The sequence below is a fragment of the Rhizobium sp. GR12 genome, from assembly GCF_036596185.1.
In the GTDB taxonomy this organism is placed as follows: Bacteria; Pseudomonadota; Alphaproteobacteria; order Rhizobiales; family Rhizobiaceae; genus Agrobacterium; species Agrobacterium nepotum.
In genome coordinates this window covers 329020-344865 of the sequence record NZ_JASXTH010000003.1, presented here as the reverse complement: position 1 = coordinate 344865, position 15846 = coordinate 329020, and the positions used below count along the sequence as shown (strand labels likewise).

Sequence of the window (15846 nt, the reverse complement as noted above, 5' to 3'; positions counted from 1 at the left end):
AGGATTTCAGCGGAGCGCACGCCATTGGTTCGAGTCCCTTCAAGACTAGAGACTGGTGACGCTTAGAGGCGCCGGCACCAGCATGTGGGCGTGAACGCGCCGTAGCAGGCCCGCAAATTACGGCGCCTCAATGAGAGGTGGCTCATCTGTCACCGAAGTCCAGCGATCAGGCCCAGCCTCCAAAACCTGTTTCGGGGATCGAGGTCTGCATTTTCCCGTGTCGCAGGTAATGCCATGCGACTCCTGAAGCCTCTCGCCCCATCCGCACATCGCAAGCAGTAATGGCTCCAATGAGAATCCGAGTTCCGTCAGTTCGTACTCCACCTTGGGCGGCACTTCGGGATAAATTGTCCGGCTGATGATGCCGTCGGCCTCTAACTCCCTCAATTGAAGCGTAATCATCCGCGGCGTCGCTGCAGGAGTGAGACGACAGATCGCGTTAAATCGCAACTTGCCATCGAGCAAATGAAACAAAATGACAGGCTTCCAGATGCCACCGATTACCGAAATTGTCGCCTCAACAGCGCAACCCGTTTTCGTTGCTGCACGACGTGCTCGTGTCTTTGAGGTACTATCATTCATGATACTACAAGCGCTCTTTGTACGTACTTATCAAGAAAGCAGCTTACCCTTATGTAGCCCGCATGGAAAGACGGATGCGCCAAAACCAGCGTGCCTGTTCCCAGTGACTGAACCTACAAAAGGGACTGATTTCTGATGCCTCAAGAACAAAAGCCGCTTATTTCGGTTGTCGGCGCAACCAGCAAACAGGGCCGCAGCGTTACGATGACGCTCCTCAAAAGCAATCAATATCGAGTCCGCGCTCTGACCAGAAACCCCGCTTCAGCGGCGGCCCGTAGTCTGGCGGATCTGGGGGCGGAAATTGTTGTTGCGCCCCTCGGTCTAGGCCATCAGAAGGAACTTGTTACGGCATTTCAAGGTGCCGATGGTGCCTACCTGATGACGCCCCAGCTCACACCGGAAGACAATGCTGAACTCGCGCTAGGCAAACAGCTTGCCGATGCGGCAGTCGAGGCGGGCGTAGGTCACATTGTTTTTTCCACTCTGGAAAATGTCGACAAAATCACCGCGGGTAAGAAATTCACGCCGCACTTTACGGACAAGGCACTGGTTGCCGACTACATTCGCACCCTACCCATTGCGCATTCGTTCGTGTCCCTCGCGTTTTTCTACACCAACCTGCTCGAATATTACGTGCCCCAGATGCAAGGGGACACGCTCCTCATGCCAATCTACCTTCCGGAAGACTTTCGCGCACCGTTTGTCGATCCGACAACGGCGACGGGACCAGCTGTGCTCTCGGTATTGTCTGACCCGGACACGTTCAATGGTAAGACACTGCCGATCGTGGGTGACATCATTTCCCCTCGCGAGATGGTCGAAACGTTTCAGCGTGTAACGGGTATCAAGGCCGAGTACCGCAGCGCCTTCAAGCGTGACGAACTGCTGCATTACTTCCCTGGTTTTGGCGCAAACGGTCTCCTCGTGCAGGAACTGATCGGAATGGTCGAATACGCCGTCGAGTATGGCTATTTCGATAAGGAACACGATCTGGAATGGAGCCGGCGCTTGAACCCGGAAACGCTCTCCTGGGAAAAGTACCTGCAGACCTCAGGCTGGCGCGGCGGCAAGCACCAGTTTGGACTTTGACAAACCTGTACCACAGCGAGGAACTTTCCCGCCTGAGACAGAAAGTGCGGGCTTCGCCTTGGCGTCCGCTGCCGGACGGACACTGCCCAAACTTAAAACACCTCCAACCGAGATGTGAGACGAGATGACCGTTGAAGACAACAAGCGCGTTGTGCGCGAGTTCTGTGACCACTTCAGGAAATCCAATGCCGAAGGTCTGATTGATGCGATGACAGACGATGCGACCTGGTGGGTTAACGGCAAGCCGCACCTGTTTCCGTCATCGGGCACGAAAACAAAAGAGGAGGCCGCAAAAATGTTCCGTAACATGCTTTCAGCCTATACCGACGGCCTCGACATGCGGATCGTCAGCATCGTCGGCGAAGGCGACATCGTCGCAGCCGAAACTCGTTCACACGCTATAACGAAAACCGGGAAAGTTTACGAAAACGAGTACGCGTTCCTGTTCACCATCAGGGACGGCAAGGTCGCAAAGGTGAGAGAGTACACCGACTTGCTCCACGTCATGGAAGTGTTCGGGTGATCAGCGCGCGCCCAGGCGACTTAAGCCGCTCGCCAGCCAGTCGGACTACCTATCGAACTTGAATTTCTCATACTCGGGACTTCAGACCTTCATTACGACCCGCCCCAGAGGCTTTGCCGTCTCTGCATGCTCATGCGCCGAGGCTGCGTCCTTGAGTGAGAACGTCCGATCAATAACGACCTCCAGGCGCCGGTCGGTCGCGGCTTTCAGGAGGGCGTCGACCGTTTCGTGTACCGCAGGCCTTTCGAACAGGGCTCCCATGAAGACGCCGTGCAGCGTTTGGTTATTCTGCATCGGTTGCCATAGTTCGACGGCTAAACCGCCTCCGCCTGCATTGCCGACGAAAACCAAGCGTCCTTCGGGAGCGAGCGCCAACAGCGAACTCTGCACGGTCGAGCCGACCGGATCGATGACGAGATCCGCACCCTTGCCACCCGTCAGCCGCCGAACCTCTTCAACCACATCCTGGTTGTGGCGGTCGATGAGATGTGTCGCACCGAGCGCGAGGAGGCGCGCCTGCCTTTCATCGCCGCTGGCTACGGCGATCACCTCCGCCCGGGCTTGTCGTGCTAGCTGAACCGCTGCAAGTCCGACACCACCCGCGGCCGCTTGGATCAGCACCGTCTCTTCCGCCTGCAACTGCCCCTTGGTGATTACGCAGTGATAGGCCGTACCGAATGAGATCGGCATTACCGCCGCGTCGGCCATGCGCAAGCCGTCGGGGACCAGCCATGTGCGTGTTTCCGGCACGGCCCAGAGTTCGGCATGCGATCCCTGCATGTCGAAAGCCGCCACCTTCTGTCCGACGGTTCGGTGCTTTACGTTTTCGCCGACGGCAACAATCGTTCCCGCGGCGGCGTAACCGACAATCCACCGGGATTGCTGTTTCGTCGTACGGCGATTGATCAGGTCGCCTCCCTCGATGGAGATAGCCTCGACGGCAATGAGCACATCACCTGGTCCACAGGCCGGATCCGGCATATCGACATATTTGAGAACGGCTGGAACACCAGGGTTGTCATAGACTGCAGCCTTCATCGGTTTCTCCTTTTCCGTAACGGCGGGCCCACTGTCATTCACCCACCCCAACTCGTACTGCTCAGCCGCTCTGCTCAACTTAGCTGGTCAGGGATTTGCGCAGCGATTGCGAGGCCTGATCGCTGTCGTCTCCCTGCTACCCGGCACCATTTGAATCGCTAAAGGGCCACACGCGTGAAGCGTCTCAGTCGTTTGAGAGTTGCTACAGCGGCTGAGCTTTTCTTTTGAAGAAATAATGAAAGACGAAGTGCGCTGGCGAAACGACCGCAACCAATTCCCACCCGGCGTCACCAAGTTCGTTCATCTGATTATTATCGAGCGTTTTGTCGACTGTCAGGTATTCCCATTTCATGATGGACCTCGTTTATTGCTGTAACCGATTATTTGCGAAAGGTGAGGAGTCTGTCAGCGCGTCGTGGTGTGCGCAGACTGGCTCTTCCAATAGGTGTCGATGATGTTGCGACAGTTCTGAACGACATGATCGCCAACCTCCGGGTTTCCTCCCCGCAGCGTATCCGGATCGCCACCGCAAAGGCGCACGAACGTTGCCTGCTGAACCGCAAACATGAAGTAACCTTCACTGGTGGGTTCGAAGCTCAATCCGGCGTCACGAACGTTCATTGCAACTTCGATTGCTGCATCGGAGATGGCGCGCGCCACCCTTTCAAGCATCTTCTGTTCGGCTGCTTGCTGGATATCTAGGAAGGAGCGCTCCTGGGGTGTGGGAATGGGGCAGCTGTCGGTCTTCATCACGGTTCTCCTTGCTGGAAGGCTGAGGCAGCAATCGCCTTGACGCGGTCAGCTGGCTACAGCCATAGATCGGCCGTTGATCAGCGCGACTAGTCATTGAGCACTAATGCGGTCGTGGCAGGGTGTCATTCCAGAATGGCAGTGACACGAATCTCAATTCGCATGGCGGGGAGCCCAAGGGCTTCGACACCGGTTTGCGTCCAAATCGGAGCGCGATCCGGCATGTACTTGCGAAAAAGACCGGCGATGGTCTGGTTCACGATCGGCGGAAAGCCTCCAACGTGATAAGAATTAACATGCACGACATCCTTCCACTCCGCGCCAGCTGCGGCCAAGGTTCGCTGGACATTCTCAAACGCTAGCTCGATCTCGCTCGCGATCGAATCGGGGATTTCGAGTTCATCGTTCCATCCGCCTTGGCCGGATATCTCGACGCGATCACCGATCTTGAGCGCTTGCGAAAAGTGCAAGAGCTCGTGGAATTTCTGCCCGTACCCGGGTGTGACGAAAAGTTCAGGCCTGGCCATCAAGATCTCCTATTGTCAAAAGTAGAAGCATGGAGAAGGCGCCCACCGAAGTGATCAATGGCCGGCATGCGCAGGCGATCAACGGTGGGTGCCAATACCCATTCGGGATTTCACGAGAGAAAATCAGGCGATCGCACCGCCGTCTGCAGTCAGAATGGCGCCCGTGATAACACTCGCGGCTGGACTTGCGAGAAACACCACGGCGTTGGCAATCTCCCGTGGTTCGCCGTAGCGCCCCAAGGACGTCAAGCTCTTCTGCAAGTCTGCAGCTGGTCCATCCGCCGGGTTGCTCTCCGTGTCGGTTGCTCCGGGTTGCACGAGATTGACGGTGATACCACTGGGACCAAGTTCCCGCGAAAGACCGCGTGTGAAGGATGTCAGTGCTGCTTTGGACATCGCGTAGGGTGTAATGCCGGGAAACGGTACTCGCTCACCCAGAGCCGAGCCGATTGTGACAATGCGGCCGCCTTTGCCGAGATGCGGGATGACGGCCTTCGCGAACAGGACCGGAGCTCGTACGTTCACATCCATCAACGTCTGATAGGCTGAAACATCAAGGTCTGCGATCATGCCGTTGTGGCCAATCGCAGCGCTGTTCACAAGGATGTCCAGCCCGCCCAAAACGGAGACGGCCTCGCTTACTGAGCTGACAATTGCCTCAGGGTCGGCACTGTCGGCCTGGATCGCAGCCACACGGCGCCCCAACTTTTCGATCGCTTCCGTTACCTTTGAAGCCTTCTCGGCGGAGCGTTGATAGGTGAACGCGACATCCGCGCCATTTTCCGCCAACGCCAATGCGATCGCAGCACCAATGCCTCGCGAGCCGCCGGTTACCAATGCTCGTTTGCCTTCAAGATTGATCATATTTCTGTTCCTTTCTTCCTAGCTAAGGTGATGTGTTTCAAGTCATTCGCGGGGGATGCCGAAGCAGCGAACCGAACTAGCGCACAATATTTCGTGGAGCCTGCTGGCATGCTGTAGGTGCGCGACGCGCAAAACTCTGTTGCGTGAGCTGGAACGCTGGCACTGGCTAATTAAACCTGTACCTGTTTCCCCGCGTAGCTTCATCATTGTCTCCTTTTCTATGACCCTGGAGCTCAGCTTGACCGCGAGACTGTCGTATCGAGCTCAGACATGTCTGATCAGGAAGCTCCGGATGAACTGAGCGATCTCATCCGCGTGTGTTTCCAAGGCAAAATGCCCGGTTCCGAGCAGATGGACCTCTGCGGTCGGCAGGTCACGCTTGTAGGCCTCGGCACCCGCCGGGACGAATGCTGGATCATGTCTGCCCCAGACCGCCAGGAATGGTGGTTGATGATCCCGGAAATACGCCTGAAACTCCGGATACCGGTCGATGTTTGTTCTGTAATCGAGGATTAGATCCAGCTGAATATCCTCCGCGCCCGGCCGCGACATGAACGCGATATCAAGTTGATAACCGTCAGGCGAAAGACGCTCTCTTGATGTTCCGGTGCGGTATTGCCAGTTCTCGATCACCTCAGGCGACAGGGATGCCCGACATGCCTCTCTGTTTTCAGCGGAGGGGTCACGCCAATATGCCTCCCACGCCGTCCATTCATCGCTGAACCCCTCGATGTAGGCGTTGCCATTCTGGCTGATGATGGCGGAGATCCGCTCCGGATTGGCGGTTGCCATCCTGAACCCGACCGGTGCGCCGTAGTCGAATACGTAAAGTGCATAGCGGCCAAGGCCGAGCGCTTCTGTAAAGCCTGTCATGACAGCGGCAAGCTTGTCGAATGTGTAAGCAAACTCTCCGCGTGGAGGTGAGATCGTTCGACCGAACCCGGGAAGGTCTGGTGCGATGACCCGGTATCGATCTGCCAAAAGCGGGATCAGATCACGGAACATGTGGCTGGATGACGGGAAACCGTGGAGCAGTAGAAGGACTGGCGCTGCCTTCGAACCGGCCTCCCTGTAGGAAACCTCGACGTCGCCAACCTTTTGCGTTTTGTAGCTTACGACCATTTTCGAACTCCTTCTTAAGTGTCTCCAAGACCAACAGTCCACGAAGCATCGTAAAATACGACCGAACGGTCGGTTGTCAACCCTTGAAGTTTCCTATATTGGATGTCGTGAACGCCGGGATCGGAGATACGCATGAAAGTTATGAGAGAAACGATCATATCGACTGCGAGGGAATTGTTTCGATCGAAAGGGTATTCCGGGGCGTCGATGAACGACCTCGCGGATGCCGTGGGCCTGAAGAAATCATCGCTATACGTCCGCTTTCCCAACAAGGAAGCTCTCGTTCCGGCGGTCCTGGATCTCACCTTGCAAGAGACGTTCGGTGATCGAGATATTGGCTCCAGGCAATGGGACGCCGAATTCGTTGAGATCATAGAATTGATTGCGACCACTCTCACCGATCGCGGGCGATGCGTAGGCCTGCATCTTGCGTATGGCACGAGTGACGAGACCCCAATTGCCAAGGATGCTGTTCGAGCCTTTTTTCAAGCGCATCGCGATCATCTATCCAGCATCTTGTCCCGCGCCATGCCTGTCGATGTCGCTCGAGACATTGCGACAGACACGTTAGCCCGTTTGGAAGGTGCCACGGCTTTTGTTGCGATATTCGGGGAGAAGGATGCCATGAAAAGGGCCGTTCGCGTTTCCATTGCTGAAGCCCAAAAGGCAGCCGCCGCGAATTCACTTTCTAGCCCATCCTAAGCAATGCCAGTCACGGTGATCCGCTACCTCATTGAGAATACCGGGCCGTCCAGCGGGAAGCTCATGGCAGCCCAGGAACTCTGACCTGCTACGCCAAGCACTAATCTCAATCTCTTGAGTTGGAGGAAATAATGCCTGTTTGTGCTTACGTCGAGATGACGGATGGCTTGCAGCCGCATGGAGCGGCGTGGGACCAATTTGCCCAGGCTCTTGCCAAGCGCCGGCCCGATATACTGGTGATGAATGAGATGCCCTTCGGCCAGTGGCTGGCTCGAAAGGAGGATTTTGCCATGGAGGACGCACGGCAAAGTGTTGAGATCCACGAAGCTGGAACTGCTGCTCTCGCCGCACTGAACATTCCGGCTGTTATAACAAGTCGCCCAATGCTGTTCGCCGACCGTCTTGTCAATGAGGCGATCGTCATCGAGAACGGCCAGGTTCGCCCCCTGCATACGAAGACATACCTTCCGCAGGAGCCCGGTTGGTCCGAGGTGTCCTGGTTCAGTCGAGGCGATGGGCGCTTCAACATCCAGAATATTTGCGGTCTAGGCGTAGGCGTCCTCTTGTGTACCGAACTCATGTTCAACGAACATGCCAGACAATATGGCCGACGGGGAGCCGATTTGATTGCCGTTCCTCGAGCGACCGGTTCTTCCCACGAAAGCTGGATAACTGCTGGCAAGATGGCCTCAATCGCTCTGGGAGTTATGTCGTCAGTTCGAACAGAATTGGGCAATCTGGGGATGGTCCAATGTTCGGCGGGGGCGGCTTTGCTATCGCTCCCGGGGGCGATCTGGTTGGGCAGACGCAAACCGGTTCTGCCATCATGCTCATTGACATTGATCCGCAGGTTTCTGCTCGCCAGCGGCAGGAATATCCCTGTTACGTGGACGAATTGCACGACGCTGTAGGCCTCGAGGTCCCCTGATATCGATATTTGGTTGTCAAAGAACTCAGTCACCGTAGTTCTCGGCAAGGCTGCCACTACGTTGCACTGCAATGTCGCTGCTTCTCCCACTATCGGGAGGGCTCGATCCGGCTTGCTCCTTCCAAAGGTGGGTTCGGATCAGGCCTTGCCCGGCCGGTTGATCGCCAGGAAGTGGCGGACGACCGGCTTATCGGGACCTTTGTGATAGGTCAGAAGCTCGCCCTGTAGATCGGCATCTGCATTCGAGACCCGCCTGTGTTGACGCAGGTGCTCAGCCCAGGATTCGACCGTGAACCATTCGACCATTTTTTGCGGATCGGCGCTGTCCTCGGTCACGCCCCATCCATAGGCGCCATCTCGTTGTCTTTCGTGCGAAAGCTTATAGATCGCATGGAGAAACGCCGTGCGACTGTGCTTTTCGACACGGTATTCGATAAAAATGAGGACCGGGCCGCGATCATGGCCGACCGGTTCCGCAACAAGCGGTTCGGGCCAATGGTTGGACGGCACCATGTCCGCATCGCCGGCCGGCAGTTTCAGCCGGTGCATGACGATGCCGGCGACAGCTAGGCCGGCGGCGCTGATCAGCAGCGTACCGGATAGGCCGGCGGCCTCGCCGACCGCGCCCCAGCCGATACTGCCCGCCGACATCGCGCCGTTGAAGACGGTCAGATAAACGGCAAGTCCACGCCCGCGCACCCAGTTGGGAAGGACAGCCTGGGCCGTGCCGTTGAGCGTCGTCAGTGCCGTGATCCATACAGCGCCCATGAACAGGAGAGCCACGATGGCGATCCATTTCGGCGGGGCAAGCGACAGGGTGGCCATGACGGCTGCAGCGGTCAGCGCAGCACCAAGCAGAAGCCCGTCGGGGCTCAACCGTTCGCGCAGCTTCGGCATGACGAAGGCTCCACCGATCGCGCCGGCCCCGACCGCGCCGAGCAGGATGCCGTAGAAGCTCGCATCCCCGCCAAGCATTTGTCGGGCAACCAGCGGTAGGAGAGCCCAGACGGCGCTGGCAAAGGCAAAGAAGACTGCCGCGCGCAGCAGCACGACATGCAGCGGTTGGCTGGCGCGGGTGTATCGCAGGCCGGCCCGGAAGGCGCCGAGGAAACCTTCGGCCAACGCATCATCGGCTTTGCTCGCCCTTGGCCACCAGATCAGTGCGGCAATGACCACGAGATAGCTCGCGACATCGACACCATAGGTCACGCCCGCTCCAAAAGCTGCAAGCAGCAGCCCTCCGGCCGCAGGCCCGATGGACCGGGCAATATTGATGCCGAGCGAATTGAGTGCGATGGCGCTTTTGACATCCTCGCGCTTAACCAGTTCCGGCACGATTGCCTGCCAGGTCGGTCCCATCAGCGCGGCGCCGACGCCGCCGAGAAAGGTGAGCCCGATCAGGGCGCCGACCGAGAGCAATCCCGTTTGCGCCAGGATCATCAGCGTGATGCTGACGGAGGCCAGAAGGAGTTGCACCGCGATCAGGAGCTTGCGGCGGTCGAGGATATCGGTCAGCACCCCCGCGGGAATGGCCAGCAGGAAGATCGGGAGGGTTCCCGCCGCTTGGACCATCGCCACGGCGGCGGGTGAGGCGGAGAGATCTGTCATCAGCCAGGAACTTGCGACGTCGCGCATGAAGCTTCCGGTATTGCCGAGCACGGTCGCTGCCCAGAGCACGGCAAAGACCGGCTGGGCGAGCGGCGCGATACTTCCCCGCGGGGGGCTTGCCGGGCTCATTCGCCCGCATCCTTGCCGAGATCGATGGCGGCCACGAGAATGAAGGCACCGGCGAGCCCGATATGCTCGAAAAAGGCATTGGCGGCCATCGAGCGCTCCATGCCCGGCGCCATCTCCCAGAAACGCAGGGCGATGAAGGTTGCAAGGAGCGTGAAACCGGACAGGGGAAGCGCGCCTGCCCAGCGCAGGATGCCGGACACCACCATGGCAGAGGCGACGAATTCGAAGACGATGACGGCGACAGCGAATAACGGCGCCGGGTGTAGGCCGAAATGCGTCATCTCGGCCAGTGCGCCGTTGAAATCGAGGATCTTGGTAATCGGACCCTGGATATAGGCGGCGCAGAGGGCGAGCAGCGCCAGCGTGCGGATCGGCGACGCGGAAACGAGCCGGGCAGCCAACGAGCCCGGGCGGCTTGCGGATGGAAGGTGATCGGTCATCTGTGCGTCTTTCAAATTGTCCTGCTGGCGTGAACTGCCGGTGTCAGGAGCGGCGGCTTCTACAAGGGACTTAAAATGGCGCGGCAGTCTGTCGGGAGCGGTCGACATGGGCGGGCATCAATCGAGGCTGCCCGGCCCGGTTCTCGCCGGACCTCACACCGCCCAGCAGGAGCAGCCAAGGGCGCCGAAGAAGCCCTTCAGATCCGCGACCGGCAGTTTCGAGGTCCAGGCACCGGCATGATCGTGGCCATGGACACCGCAATCACTGGCGCAGCCGCATGTCGAGATTGCCGTTCGGCGGAGCGAGTTGCGGCCAGCGCCATCCGGCTCACCCCAGGCGGCGTAACCTCCGAATGTGCGCACCGGCGACCAGTCGGGCATGGCGGGCGGAACCTCGTTTTCATCGAGCTCCCTGAAGTCACCGGCGCCGTAGACAATCTTGCCACCGACCATTGTGAGATCAGACGTAAGGAAGGAGATCTCGTCCTCGGGGCAGGAAAAGAAATCCTTGTCCGGCACGATCAGATCGGCGAACTGTCCCTTCTCGATCCGCCCCTTCTTGCCCTCCTCGTTGGAGAACCAGGTAACCTTCTCGGTCCACATCCTCAGTGCCGTCTCGCGGTCGAGGCAGTTGGCGCGCGGATAAAGCTGCATGCCGCCGATAGTCTTGCCGGTGATCATCCATGAGAGCGAGACCCAGGGGTTGTACGAGGCGACACGGGTCGCGTCGGTGCCGGCAGAGACGTGCACGCCCTTATCCAGCATCTTACGGATCGGCGGGGTGGCTTCGGCGACGCCATGACCGTAACGCTCGACGAAATACTCGCCCTGGAAGGCCATGCGATGCTGGGTGGCGATACCGCCGCCGAGCGCCGCTATGCGATCGATCGAACGATCCGAGATCGTTTCCGCATGATCGAAGAACCAGTTCAGCCCCTCGAAGGGGATATCCCTGCTGACCTTTTCGAAGACGTCGAGTGCACGCGAAATCGTCTCGTCATAGGTGGCGTGCAGACGCCAAGGCCAGCGATTTTCGGCAAGGATGCGCACGACGTCCTCTAGCTCGCTTTCCATCTCCGGCAGTGCGTCGGGTCGCGGTTGACGGAAATCCTCGAAGTCCGCAGCCGATGCCACGAGGCTTTCTCCCGCACCGTTGTGGCGGAAGTAATCGTTGCCCTGCTTGTACTTGACCGACGACGTCCATTTAAGGAAATCGGCCTTTTCCTCCTTCGCCTTCTGAGGAAACAGATTGTAGGCAAGGCGCACCGTCATCTGGCCATCGTCGGAAAGCGTCTGGATAACCTGGTAGTCACCTGGATAGTTTTGGAAGCCGCCGCCGGCGTCAACGACGCCGGTGACGCCGAGGCGATTGAGTTCGCGCATGAAGTGGCGGGTAGAGTTGATCTGGTAGTCCAGCGGCAGCTTCGGCCCCTTCGCCAGTGTCGCATAGAGAATGGTGGCATTGGGTGTGGCGATCAGCATGCCTGTCGGATTGCCGTTGGCATCGCGGCTGATCTCGCTGCCTGGCGGGTTCGGCGTTTCGCGCGTGTAGCCAACGGCGCGAAGGGCCGCACCGTTCAGCAGCGCGCGATCGTAAAGATGCAGCAAGAAGACTGGCGTATCGGGGGCGATCGCGTTGATTTCGTCTAGCGTCGGCAGGCGCTTCTCAACGAACTGCTGCTCGGTGAAGCCGCCGACGACGCGCACCCATTGCGGCGCCGGCGTGATCGCCACCTGCCGCTTCAGCATGTCCATCGCATCTGCCAGCGATCGGACACCATCCCAGCGCAGCTCCATATTGTAGTTCAGGCCACCGCGAACGACGTGGGTATGGTTGTCGATCAGACCGGGCAGCACGCGCTTACCCTTGAGGTCGATGATTTTGGTCTGAGGCCCGGCCAGACGCATGATATCGCCATCCGCGCCCACCCGGAGGAAGAGACCGTCTTTGATGGCAACGGCAGTTGCGCTCGGGTTGGTTCGATCGAGCGTGGTTAGCTGTCCGTTGTGCAGGATCAGATCAGGATGAGTCTTCCTAGCCCCGGTTTCCACGGGATCTGCGGCATGGGCCAATGAAAAGAGCGATGGAAAAGCGAGGCTGGATGCTGCTCCGAGAAGGGTTCTGCGTGTAGGCATCAGATTTTCTCCTTTACGGGCGGGCTCTGGTTGCCGGCGATCTCGGAGCTACCATGATTGCCCTTAGGCAGATGTCCGAACATGTGAGGTTTGATGTGGTTGAGCCACGAGATAGCTGCGGGTTGCTTGCCCCAGATGGTTTTCGCAAGCGGACCGATCTGCTCGCCGACAAGAATGCCGAGCAGTCCCACCAGCGCGATGATTGGCGGCGCCGGCGAGCGGACATTGAGCAGGCTATAGATGACGCCGACGAGCAGGCCAGCGCCAAGCGAGAGAAGATAAAGTTTCACGGCAAAGCTCCTTTAGGGGCGGAAACCGCTCCGACAGGGACTATCGGAGCGGTGCGATCAGGCTTTACCTTGCAGCCGGGTTGGGGCCGATCCGCTTGCCGTGCTTGACGCGCTCAGCGCCGCCATGGACATGAGTGACCGCGTAGTCGATGCCTATGCCGTAAGCACCAGAATGGTCGCGGACCAGCGAGGTGACGGCGTCGTAGGTTTCCTTGCGCGCCCAGTCGCGCTGCCATTCGAGCAGCACCTGCTGCCAGGTCACCGGGATTACGCCAGCTTGCACCATGCGATCCATAGCGTACTTGTGCGCGTCGAGCGAGGTGCCACCCGAAGCGTCCGCGACCATGTAGATCTCGTAATCCGGCACATCGTGGAGTGCGGAAAGCGCGAAGGTGATATTGCATACTTCAGTCCAGAGGCCCGCCACGACGATCTTCCTGCGGCCCTCGGCAGCATTCTTCGCCAGCGCATCGCGCACGTTCTGATCATCCCACGAGTTCATCGAGGTCCGCTCGAGAATGTCGTGTTCCGGGAAGACGGCAAGCAACTCAGGGAATGTGTTGCCGGAAAAGCTGTCCGTCTCGACCGTCGTAATCGTCGTTGGGATGTTGAAGATCTTCGCAGCCTTCGCAAGACCGACGACATTGTTCTTCAGCGTTTGACGATCGATCGACTGGACGCCAAACGCCATTTGCGGCTGTTGATCAATGAAGATAAGCTGAGAGTTTGATGGAGTTAGCACCTGCAGAAAATTTGCCATCTGAATATCCTTACATTGAGCCACGGCGAAGGGCGCCGCCCAGCCTGAGTGGCCATCGGTTGAGAGAAGCTGCTCGGAAAGAAACCAGGCAGCAAATTGCATCAGATTTGTTTCTTCGGCGCTGCTTTCGAAAACTTGCCGAAGTTTCGTTCGCATTCCAACTACACGCCACTCGAAACGCCGTCTTATCGGGTGAGTGATTGAAGCCGGGCGAGGCGAACCTACCTCAGGCGGTGATCTCGGACCCGTCCGGGTTCGCTTTGATAGAATACTCGCCGCCATCTCTGAAACTGCGGACGGTTGCGAAAGTATCTTCCATGAACTGCACGTAGGACAATTTGCCGTTCTCGCCGCGCGCCAGAACCGAGAAGGGCGACGTCACCGTTTTACCCAAAACGTTTGATGTGTAGGTGAACGTGCCGAAGATCGCCGCGCCGTCTTTATTTTCGAAACTGTCCTGGATTTCGAAGTTGTTTGTCGTCCAGTAACGGCCAACATCGATGAAAGTCTGAACCAGCCCTTCTGTACCTACGTTCGTACCGGCCCAAGGCATGATCCGTTTAAGCTCCGGGTGCTCATAGTTCAGCGAAACATAAACAAAGTCGTCCGTCGTGAATTGTTTGACGAACTCCAGGTCAGTCGGGTTCGACAAGATCGACTGCAACACCCCCAAAGGCGATGTCGACGACGCTGGTTCTGCTTTCGAAAACTTCTTCTCGGCGTTCGTATTGGTAGACATGGTAATTCCTCCTTTTGAGTGGCTTTTGGGTCAGCGCTGCGTCAAGCCCGGCTTGAGCGCTATGTGCTTGTGTTCGATGAAATCGTCGAGCGCAGCCAGACCGTTCAGGCGGCCAAGGCCAGACTGCTTGAACCCGCCCTCTTCGGTACCGTCGTAGACCTTCGCCCAGTCATTGATCCACACCGAGCCCGCCTCGAGCGCCTGCGCGACGCGCAAGGATCGATCGACATCGCGTGTCCAGATGCTGGCTGACAATCCGTATTCGTTGTCGTTGGCAAGCCGGATCGCTTCGGCCTCGTCAGAGAACCGCTGAATCGTCAGCACCGGACCAAAAGTCTCCTCCTGCACGATGGCAAGACTGTTATCGAAGACTTCCAGAAGCGCCGGGCGGAAGAAAGCGCCGTTTGCAAGCGTACCAACATTGATGGGACCGCCACGCTCGACGACCTGCGCCCCGGCTGCGATAGCGGCTTGGACAACACCATCGACCCGCGCAACGTTAGCGCGGTCGATCAACGGGCCCATATCGCTTGAGGGGTCGGCGGCGGGGCCGACTTTGACGTTGCGCAACCGCTCGGCCAAGCCGTCGCGGACGGCCTCGTATGTCCCATCCTGCACGAGCAAGCGAGAGCCCGTCATGCAGAACTGGCCGCTGAAGACGGTCAGCGCCTTTTCCAGAACGGGCAAGGCGGCATCGAGGTCTGCATCGTCAAAGACGATCATCGGCGTCTTGCCGCCGAGTTCCATGCCGAAACGCTTGAGATACCTTGCGCCGGTGCTGCTGATGGCTCGACCAGTACGGGTTGAGCCCGTAAAACTGACGACCGGAACCTCCGGCGAGTCTACTAAATAGGCAGAGCCTTCGGGGCCGCTCTCGAAGAACAGATTGATCACGCCGTTCGGAAGATCTTCTGCTTCAGCCATTATCTCCGCCATAACGCTTGCCGTCTGTGCGACTTGCGCCGGAAGCTTGATGACCGTGGTGCAGCCAGCAGCAAGCGCTGGAGCCAGCGAGCGGATCGTCAGAATGACTGGAGAGTTCCAAGGGGCGATGACTGCGGCGACCCCCATCGGTTGCCGAAGGATTAGGGAAATGCTCCCCGGCTTGGGGGTCTTCGCCCGTCCGCCTCCGACCAGAGCTGTTGCGGCGGAATAGCGAAGCTTACTCGCAACCATGTCCAACTCGAACGCGGCTTCAGCCTTCACCTTGCCGTTCTCCAACGACAGAATCTCGAGCAGTTTGTCACGATTGCGCTCAAAAGCGCACGCTAGTTGGTCGAGCACACGCGCCCGTAATTCGTGATCGTGCGCCCATAAAGTCTCACGAAAGGCTTTAGAAGCTGCTGCTACGGCCAGTTTAGCTGCCTCCAGCCCGCAGTCAGGAAAATGACCAATGACATCATATGTTGCCGGGTCGATCGACTCTTGCAAACGACCTTCTTGGCATTGCGAGCCATTGATCCAATTGAAAGCTACATAAGTCGCTGCGCTGACGGGCTTTAATATCATAATCGAGTTACCTTCCATTTTCAGCGCTGTTGCGCAGCGGCACAGCGCTAATCGCAGCCTCTTAGGATCAAAACACGTTGCTTCCCGTGGCACCTCCTTGAGGGGCAAGA

At 58.2% G+C, this 15846-nt stretch carries 18 protein-coding genes; 4 read left to right on the top strand and 14 right to left on the bottom strand.

What is annotated here, in order from left to right; translation table 11 throughout:
• Positions 1–117: 117 nt before the first annotated feature.
• Complete coding sequence (locus tag QSK43_RS07525; RefSeq protein ID WP_332302905.1) at positions 118–582, bottom strand: winged helix-turn-helix transcriptional regulator; 465 nt, start codon at positions 580–582, stop codon at positions 118–120.
• A 135-nt stretch (positions 583–717) separates the two neighbouring features.
• Between QSK43_RS07525 and QSK43_RS07520 the strand changes: the two genes are divergently transcribed.
• Positions 718–1671: an NmrA/HSCARG family protein gene (locus QSK43_RS07520; protein ID WP_332302904.1), complete on the top strand. Its 954-nt coding sequence runs from the start codon at positions 718–720 to the stop codon at positions 1669–1671.
• 124 nt (positions 1672–1795) lie between these two features.
• Entirely contained in the window at positions 1796–2194 is a 399-nt protein-coding gene (locus tag QSK43_RS07515) for a nuclear transport factor 2 family protein (RefSeq protein WP_332302903.1), read from the top strand.
• A gap of 81 nt (positions 2195–2275) precedes the next feature.
• Here QSK43_RS07515 and QSK43_RS07510 read toward each other — a convergent pair whose 3' ends face one another.
• The 6 genes from QSK43_RS07510 to QSK43_RS07485 form a co-directional block, all read right to left on the bottom strand.
• Positions 2276–3232, bottom strand: coding sequence for a quinone oxidoreductase family protein (locus QSK43_RS07510; protein WP_127583241.1), 957 nt, complete (start codon positions 3230–3232; stop codon positions 2276–2278).
• 202 nt (positions 3233–3434) lie between these two features.
• A complete protein-coding gene (locus tag QSK43_RS07505; protein ID WP_020808275.1) occupies positions 3435–3584 on the bottom strand; it encodes a hypothetical protein in 150 nt (49 codons plus the stop codon).
• 53 nt (positions 3585–3637) lie between these two features.
• Positions 3638–3982 (bottom strand): hypothetical protein, encoded by a 345-nt coding sequence (locus QSK43_RS07500; RefSeq protein WP_020808276.1) that lies wholly within the window; start codon positions 3980–3982, stop codon positions 3638–3640.
• Positions 3983–4107: 125 nt separating this feature from the next.
• Positions 4108–4509 (bottom strand): RidA family protein, encoded by a 402-nt coding sequence (locus tag QSK43_RS07495; protein ID WP_111834985.1) that lies wholly within the window; start codon positions 4507–4509, stop codon positions 4108–4110.
• A 123-nt stretch (positions 4510–4632) separates the two neighbouring features.
• Positions 4633–5373 (bottom strand): SDR family NAD(P)-dependent oxidoreductase, encoded by a 741-nt coding sequence (locus QSK43_RS07490; protein WP_077979869.1) that lies wholly within the window; start codon positions 5371–5373, stop codon positions 4633–4635.
• 264 nt (positions 5374–5637) lie between these two features.
• Positions 5638–6495, bottom strand: coding sequence for an alpha/beta fold hydrolase (locus QSK43_RS07485; protein WP_332302902.1), 858 nt, complete (start codon positions 6493–6495; stop codon positions 5638–5640).
• Positions 6496–6627: 132 nt separating this feature from the next.
• Between QSK43_RS07485 and QSK43_RS07480 the strand changes: the two genes are divergently transcribed.
• Positions 6628–7197, top strand: a complete 570-nt coding sequence (locus QSK43_RS07480; protein ID WP_332302901.1) for a TetR/AcrR family transcriptional regulator — start codon at positions 6628–6630, stop codon at positions 7195–7197.
• A gap of 131 nt (positions 7198–7328) precedes the next feature.
• Positions 7329–8108, top strand: coding sequence for a carbon-nitrogen hydrolase family protein (locus QSK43_RS07475; RefSeq protein ID WP_332302900.1), 780 nt, complete (start codon positions 7329–7331; stop codon positions 8106–8108).
• 155 nt (positions 8109–8263) lie between these two features.
• On the opposite strand, the gene QSK43_RS07470 is transcribed toward QSK43_RS07475, so the two are convergent.
• The 7 genes from QSK43_RS07470 to QSK43_RS07440 form a co-directional block, all read right to left on the bottom strand.
• A complete protein-coding gene (locus tag QSK43_RS07470; protein ID WP_332302899.1) occupies positions 8264–9862 on the bottom strand; it encodes an MFS transporter in 1599 nt (532 codons plus the stop codon).
• Entirely contained in the window at positions 9859–10302 is a 444-nt protein-coding gene (locus tag QSK43_RS07465; RefSeq protein ID WP_332302898.1) for a DoxX family protein, read from the bottom strand. Before QSK43_RS07465 ends, QSK43_RS07470 begins: the two co-directional genes overlap by 4 nt.
• 153 nt (positions 10303–10455) lie before the next feature.
• Positions 10456–12438, bottom strand: coding sequence for an amidohydrolase (locus QSK43_RS07460; protein ID WP_332302897.1), 1983 nt, complete (start codon positions 12436–12438; stop codon positions 10456–10458).
• Positions 12438–12728, bottom strand: a complete 291-nt coding sequence (locus QSK43_RS07455; protein WP_332302896.1) for a XapX domain-containing protein — start codon at positions 12726–12728, stop codon at positions 12438–12440. The genes QSK43_RS07460 and QSK43_RS07455 overlap by 1 nt, the downstream gene beginning before the upstream one ends.
• Positions 12729–12792: 64 nt before the next feature.
• Positions 12793–13488 (bottom strand): hydrolase, encoded by a 696-nt coding sequence (locus QSK43_RS07450; protein ID WP_080865453.1) that lies wholly within the window; start codon positions 13486–13488, stop codon positions 12793–12795.
• Positions 13489–13714: 226 nt separating this feature from the next.
• Positions 13715–14227 (bottom strand): nuclear transport factor 2 family protein, encoded by a 513-nt coding sequence (locus QSK43_RS07445; RefSeq protein WP_332302895.1) that lies wholly within the window; start codon positions 14225–14227, stop codon positions 13715–13717.
• A 30-nt stretch (positions 14228–14257) separates the two neighbouring features.
• Positions 14258–15736, bottom strand: coding sequence for an aldehyde dehydrogenase family protein (locus tag QSK43_RS07440; protein ID WP_332302894.1), 1479 nt, complete (start codon positions 15734–15736; stop codon positions 14258–14260).
• Between the last annotated feature and the right edge of the window lie 110 nt (positions 15737–15846).

What these genes read in the sequence shown, in the direction of transcription:
- QSK43_RS07525 (WP_332302905.1), bottom strand. Translation starts at nt 582, where the DNA reads ATGAATGATAGTACCTCAAAGACACGAGCACGTCGTGCAGCAACGAAA.
- QSK43_RS07520 (WP_332302904.1), top strand. Translation starts at nt 718, where the DNA reads ATGCCTCAAGAACAAAAGCCGCTTATTTCGGTTGTCGGCGCAACCAGC.
- QSK43_RS07515 (WP_332302903.1), top strand. Translation starts at nt 1,796, where the DNA reads ATGACCGTTGAAGACAACAAGCGCGTTGTGCGCGAGTTCTGTGACCAC.
- QSK43_RS07510 (WP_127583241.1), bottom strand. Translation starts at nt 3,232, where the DNA reads ATGAAGGCTGCAGTCTATGACAACCCTGGTGTTCCAGCCGTTCTCAAA.
- QSK43_RS07505 (WP_020808275.1), bottom strand. Translation starts at nt 3,584, where the DNA reads ATGAAATGGGAATACCTGACAGTCGACAAAACGCTCGATAATAATCAG.
- QSK43_RS07500 (WP_020808276.1), bottom strand. Translation starts at nt 3,982, where the DNA reads ATGAAGACCGACAGCTGCCCCATTCCCACACCCCAGGAGCGCTCCTTC.
- QSK43_RS07495 (WP_111834985.1), bottom strand. Translation starts at nt 4,509, where the DNA reads ATGGCCAGGCCTGAACTTTTCGTCACACCCGGGTACGGGCAGAAATTC.
- QSK43_RS07490 (WP_077979869.1), bottom strand. Translation starts at nt 5,373, where the DNA reads ATGATCAATCTTGAAGGCAAACGAGCATTGGTAACCGGCGGCTCGCGA.
- QSK43_RS07485 (WP_332302902.1), bottom strand. Translation starts at nt 6,495, where the DNA reads ATGGTCGTAAGCTACAAAACGCAAAAGGTTGGCGACGTCGAGGTTTCC.
- QSK43_RS07480 (WP_332302901.1), top strand. Translation starts at nt 6,628, where the DNA reads ATGAAAGTTATGAGAGAAACGATCATATCGACTGCGAGGGAATTGTTT.
- QSK43_RS07475 (WP_332302900.1), top strand. Translation starts at nt 7,329, where the DNA reads ATGCCTGTTTGTGCTTACGTCGAGATGACGGATGGCTTGCAGCCGCAT.
- QSK43_RS07470 (WP_332302899.1), bottom strand. Translation starts at nt 9,862, where the DNA reads ATGAGCCCGGCAAGCCCCCCGCGGGGAAGTATCGCGCCGCTCGCCCAG.
- QSK43_RS07465 (WP_332302898.1), bottom strand. Translation starts at nt 10,302, where the DNA reads ATGACCGATCACCTTCCATCCGCAAGCCGCCCGGGCTCGTTGGCTGCC.
- QSK43_RS07460 (WP_332302897.1), bottom strand. Translation starts at nt 12,438, where the DNA reads ATGCCTACACGCAGAACCCTTCTCGGAGCAGCATCCAGCCTCGCTTTT.
- QSK43_RS07450 (WP_080865453.1), bottom strand. Translation starts at nt 13,488, where the DNA reads ATGGCAAATTTTCTGCAGGTGCTAACTCCATCAAACTCTCAGCTTATC.
- QSK43_RS07445 (WP_332302895.1), bottom strand. Translation starts at nt 14,227, where the DNA reads ATGTCTACCAATACGAACGCCGAGAAGAAGTTTTCGAAAGCAGAACCA.
- QSK43_RS07440 (WP_332302894.1), bottom strand. Translation starts at nt 15,736, where the DNA reads ATGATATTAAAGCCCGTCAGCGCAGCGACTTATGTAGCTTTCAATTGG.